Origin of the sequence: Pantoea wallisii (assembly GCF_002095485.1) — a bacterium.
GTDB lineage: Bacteria > Pseudomonadota > Gammaproteobacteria > Enterobacterales > Enterobacteriaceae > Pantoea > Pantoea wallisii.
This window is the reverse complement of sequence record NZ_MLFS01000127.1, coordinates 1-1,605: the sequence shown is the minus strand read 5'-3', so window position 1 is coordinate 1,605 and position 1,605 is coordinate 1. Positions and strand designations below refer to the sequence as shown.

General features: G+C 59.2%; 2 protein-coding genes. Both read right to left on the bottom strand.

What is annotated here, in order from left to right:
• Nucleotides 1-99: 99 nt before the first annotated feature.
• Nucleotides 100-1,047 (bottom strand): cytochrome d ubiquinol oxidase subunit II, encoded by a 948-nt coding sequence (locus tag HA48_RS21865; protein ID WP_158086988.1) that lies wholly within the window; start codon nucleotides 1,045-1,047, stop codon nucleotides 100-102.
• Between the two features lie 7 nt (nucleotides 1,048-1,054).
• A partial coding sequence (locus HA48_RS21860) for a cytochrome ubiquinol oxidase subunit I (protein WP_139808001.1) occupies nucleotides 1,055-1,605 on the bottom strand: 551 nt, incomplete at its 5' end.

Sequence of the window (1,605 nt, the reverse complement as noted above, 5' to 3'; positions counted from 1 at the left end):
GTTCCGGGCGTGCTCACTGTTCCTTCTGACCCAGTGCTATATCCGCAGCGACACAAGGTGAAGGAATTTGCTAACCTGCAGGACCGCCATTAAACGCCTCTATTTGTGCGGCTGCCGTTTAAACACCCAAAACGACCAACTGTGATAAAGCAGCGTCAGCGGCAGCAAAATTGCCATCCCGGTCAGCACAAAGCCTTGCGTCACCGGAGATGACGCCTGCTGCTGAATCGCCATCTGGCCCGGCAACAGCCAGGGATAAAGCCCGCAGGCCAGCGCAATCACGACCACACCAATCATCAGAAGCGTCACCATCAGTAGCAGCACCATGGCTTCGCGCCACAGCGCAATCAGCTGCACCAGCCAGAGCAGCGGCAGCAGGCACAACAGAATCCTCCCCGGCCAGCGCTGCCAGCTCTGCTGCCACAGCGTTGGCTCCAGCAGCAGGACCGACACAAAACAGGCCAGTGCAATCACCCACCACAGCATGCATAAACTGCGCGCACGCTCTGACAGGGGTTCGCCGATGCGCCAGCACAACCAACAGCACCCCATCACCAGATAGATCGCCACCACGCCCAATCCGCACAGCAGCGGTGCCAGGGTAAAGTCAATCACTACGCCCGTCGGCGGGCGTGACACCAGAATCAATCCGCTGATCCAGCCGGGTAAAAAGGCCGCCAGCAGTGAACTGACGATCATCACGCGATCCAGCCAGCGCCGCCCGCTATCACCCACCTGGGAGCGATACACCAGCGCCAGCGCACGCATAAACAGCGCCAGCAAAAACAGCAGCAGCGGCACGTGTAGCGTCTGCAGCAGCAGACTGTATAACGGGGGAAACAGCGCCAGCATGCCGCCCGCCAGCAGCACCAGCCAGGTTTCATTGGCATCCCAGAGCGGCAGCAGCGTGTGCGCCATCCATTGACGCTGCTGCGGCTGATCGAAACTGTAGAACAGTATGCCAACGCCCACGTCGGTGCCATCCAGCGCCAGGTACATCAGCAGAGAGAACAGCAGCAGCGCAGCAGAAAGATCGGCCAGCATCATATTCTCCTCAGGCAGGAGTTTGCATCCGCTCCGCGACGATGTTGCAATCATCCGGCAGCGGCGCAGCAATAACGCGTAACAGACAATAAAGCCCCAGCGCAAAACTCAGGCTGTATATCAGCACAATGGCACCGAACATGGTCACGGTACTCCCCAATGAGATTGGCGACACACTCTCTGCCGTACGGAGCAAACCGTAGAGGGTCCATGGCTGGCGCCCGACCTCCGTCACCACCCAGCCGGCCAGCAGCGCGATAAATCCCACCGGTGACAGGCACGTCAGCAGAGTTAACAGCCGTTTCGAGATCAGCAGCTTTCCGCGCCAGCGCTGAACATTGGCAATAATGCTGACCAGCAGCATCAGCAATCCCAGCCCGACCATCAGACGAAAAGCAAAAAAGACCGGCAGCACGGGTGGCAGAGTGTCCGGGGCAAACTCGCTCAGGCTTTTAATGTGTCCGTGCAGGTTATGGCGCAGATAGAGCGAACCGATCGCCGGGATCGCCAGCTCGAAATGATTACGCTGCTGCTGCTGATCGGGCCACGCAAACAGCCGGG

Coding starts and splice junctions, on each gene's coding strand:
- HA48_RS21865 (WP_158086988.1), bottom strand. CDS start 1,047: ATGATGCTGGCCGATCTTTCTGCTGCGCTGCTGCTGTTCTCTCTGCTG.